Origin of the sequence: Turicibacter sp. (assembly GCF_017941855.1) — a bacterium.
Taxonomy (GTDB): Bacteria; Bacillota_I; Bacilli_A; order MOL361; family Turicibacteraceae; genus Turicibacter; species Turicibacter sanguinis.
Map to the genome: position 1 here is coordinate 1 of NZ_JAGAVR010000061.1, position 3,921 is coordinate 3,921.

Annotated in this window: 3 protein-coding genes; all 3 read left to right on the plus strand. The window is 34.9% G+C overall.

What is annotated here, in order from left to right:
• On the plus strand, positions 1 to 2,091 hold a 2,091-nt coding region (locus J6D32_RS08050; RefSeq protein WP_287467524.1), incomplete at its 5' end, for a thioredoxin domain-containing protein.
• Positions 2,092 to 2,446: 355 nt separating this feature from the next.
• On the plus strand, positions 2,447 to 3,175 hold the full coding sequence (locus J6D32_RS08055) for a DUF421 domain-containing protein (RefSeq protein ID WP_006785098.1): 729 nt from the start codon (positions 2,447 to 2,449) through the stop codon (positions 3,173 to 3,175).
• A 111-nt stretch (positions 3,176 to 3,286) separates the two neighbouring features.
• Positions 3,287 to 3,921: ComEC/Rec2 family competence protein (locus tag J6D32_RS08060; RefSeq protein ID WP_287467525.1), on the plus strand; the 635-nt coding region annotated here is incomplete at its 3' end.

Here is a 3,921-nt window from a genome sequence, read left to right on the forward strand (position 1 = left end):
CTTATTATTTATCATATCTCCGCCAAAATGACTCAAACTAATTCAGACAACAATTCTGAAGGAAGTGAAGATATGACGAAACAAGCCAATCATTTAATACATGAAAAATCCCCCTATCTCTTACAGCATGCCTATAATCCTGTCAACTGGTATCCTTGGAATGATGAAGCCTTTACCAAAGCAAAAGAAGAAGACAAACCCATTTTTTTAAGCATCGGGTACTCAACTTGTCATTGGTGTCATGTCATGGAGCATGAATCTTTTGAAGATGAGGACGTTGCCACCTATTTAAATGAACACTTTATCTCGATTAAAGTGGATCGTGAAGAAAGACCCGATATCGATACGGTTTATATGAGTATTTGCCAAGCTTTAACCGGACAAGGGGGATGGCCACTCACCATTTTCATGACACCGACTCAACAAGCTTTTTATGCGGGAACTTATTTTCCAAAAACAAGCCGCTATGGCCGACCAGGATTTCTCGATGTTTTAAAAACCATTGACTTCAATTGGAATCATCATCGAGCTAAAGTAACGGACATTACCAAAAAGATTGAATCTCACTTCAAAGACCTAGAAGGAATAGAGACTGAAGGGGATTCTTTATCCATGGCCATTATTCAAAACGGGGTCAATCAGCTAAAGCAAAGCTATGATCCACGATTTGGTGGCTTTGGAACCGCACCAAAATTTCCGACGCCGCACAAACTCATGTTTTTGCTTCGTTATGATGAACAAACAAAGGACAAGCCTGTCCAAGACATGGTGACTCAAACACTCGATCACATGTACAAAGGTGGAATTTTTGATCATCTTGGGTATGGCTTTTCACGTTATTCAACGGATGAAATCTGGCTCGTTCCTCATTTTGAGAAAATGCTATACGATAATGCGCTTCTTATGATTAGTTATACTGAAGCCTATCAAGTGACGCGTGAACCTCGTTACCTAAGTATTGCGATGCAAACCGCAGAGTATGTCTTAACTCAATTAACTAGTCCTGAAGGTGGATTTTATTGTGCAGAAGATGCGGATAGTGAAGGGGAAGAAGGTAAATTCTATGTCTTCACGCCAGCAGAAATCATCCAGATTCTAGGACCTGAAAAGGGACACTGGTTTAATGAGTTTTATAATGTCACAGAAGAGGGGAACTTTGAAGGAAAAAATATCTTAAATCGACTGCATCATAAAAAACTAGAACTAGACATCAAAGAACTAGAGGCCTGCCGTGAAACATTACTCACCTACCGATTAGAACGAACACATCTTCATAAAGACGATAAAATCTTAACCTCTTGGAATGGCTTAATGATTGCCGCCTTTGCTAAACTCTATGGGCAAACACAAAAGATGATTTACTTAGATGCCGCCTCAAAAGCTGTCATCTTTATTAAACAACACCTCTTTGATGAAACACGACTCTTAGCGAGATACCGAGAAGGGGAGAGTCATTTTAAAGCTTATCTTGATGACTATGCCTTCTTGTCATACGGATTAATCGAACTCCATCAAAGTACCGCAGAAGTGGAGTATTTAGAACTAGCGATTCAATTAAACAAAGAGATGTTAGACTTATTCAAAGATGAAGCGGGTGGATTTTATCTAACGGGACATGATGCTGAAACCTTAATGCTAAGACCAAAAGAGTTATATGATGGAGCTATGCCATCTGGTAATTCAGTCGCCGCATACAATCTCATTCGTCTAGCCAAACTCACAGGTGATACCTTATTTGAAACAGAAGCTGAAAAACAAATTCAGTACCTAGCCAAACAAGTGAAGCACTATGAAATGAATCATACCTTCTACTTAATCGCTGCTTTATTCGCGCTAAGTGACACCAAAGAACTCATGATCAGTGTGCCAAAACAAGAACAAATTAAAGAGATTCTCAAACAACTGAATGAAACACCTCACTTTAATACCACCCTTTTATTTAAGACACCTGAAAATCAAACCCAACTCTCAAAACTCGCACCATACACAAAAGACTACCCAATCGTTGATCAACCAACGTACTATCTTTGTTCAAATGGGACTTGTCAGGCCCCAACCTCATCCTTAGAAAGTCTAAAAAACATTCTTTAATCAAAAAGGTGATTTCCAAGTGTTTGGAAATCACCTTTTTAGAAAATGTCTAAAAAGACAAATAAAAAAACAAAAATTTGAAACTCTTGATGGCCAAGAACGAAGAGTTTACAAAATGTTTAAAATTCATATTCCTTCGCCTAGATGGAGAATTAGAAACCTTAATTCTAGCTGACTTAAAGCAATTACAACTTGATGATATTCCTAATTTATAAATCGCAATCAAAGAACATTTTATTTGACAATCTATTAAAATTTGAATTTAATATTCTTGATTCTATAATATAATTGGCAATGAATAAAATGACTTCTCTTGCTTACAATATAATTATACTTCAGGTAAGGAGAACATTGGATGATGTATGGTAGTATATTTGTTAGCACGATAGTTAAAGGTATTTTAATATATATTTTAGCATTATTTCTCAGTAAATTAATTGGCGTTAAGATTATTTCACAAATGAATTTCTTTGATTTTATAGTAGGGATTTCTTTTGGTTCGATAATTGCCAAAATTATAATTGATAAAGATCATGTGGTTTTTTCAGGAATTATAGCATTAATAATCTTTACATTGTTAACGATATCAACTAGTTATTTAAATTTAAAAAGTTATGCAGCCAGAAGAATAATAAATGCTAAAACTTTGATATTAGTTGAGAATGGTCGCATTGTTGATAAAAATATGAGAAAGTTTAGACTTACAATAAATGAACTCATGATGAAGTTAAGAGAAAAGGATGTTTTCGCTTTAGAGGATGTACAATTTGCAATAATGGAGAGTAATGGCCAATTGTCAGTTTTAATAAAAGCTAATAAAAAACCTGTCACGCCAGATGATTTGAATTTAAAGGTCGAGAGCGTTTCTTTAGTAAATGATATTATAATTGATGGAAAACTCATTGATAAGAATCTTGAAATGGCCAATATAAATAAAAAGTGGCCACAATCTGAACTTAAACGGAAGAATATACATAAGATTGAAGATGTTTTTTATGCAGGAATCGACCAAAATAAAAAATTAACTATTTCGGTAAGATATCCGGATGATTTTAATTCTAAAAATAAGTTTAATCTAGAATAAATCTTGAATAAAAAACAAATAGAGCAGTCAATAAAAATATATAGAATGTAATTTCTCCTAAAGCTGACTATTTTCTAACTGTGATTAACAGTAGAAGAAGCATTAGAACTGTTGTCAATTGAATATGCAAATCTAACAAAGATTAATCTCAATATAGCAACTACTTGCTATACTCAGATTAATCTTTTTGTTTTGATTCCATTTTCTATAACAGTTATTGAAAATAATGGACAATTTGCTTTAATCGATGCTGGTGATTGTGATGATGATGCAAAAGTTAAATCATATCTTAAAAATCAAGAGGTTACTGGATTAGAATATTTAATTATTACTCATTTCCATGCAAACCACTTCGGAGATGCTGAAAGCCAAGTCGAAGCAACCCTCACAACTATTGGGGATGTTGATTTATTTAAAGCCGGTCATCATGGTTCAAGTACAAGTAATACAGCTTCTTTATTAAATCGCATTACACCAGAACATGTTGTCATCATGGCAGGAGCCAATAATCAATATGGTCACCCGGATGCCGAAGTCATGGACCGTTTTAAAAACCTAGGAATTCCTGTTTATCGAACGGATGAGCAAGGAACCATTATCGTAACCTTAAGTGAAGAGGGTGTCTCAGTCAATAAAGAACCAGGAAGTTATCAAGCTGGTAAGCAAACTGAAAGTTCAAGTAGCACATCAAATAGCTCATCAGGTAGTTCCTCAAGCAACACCTCATCAACTACATCTTCACCTCA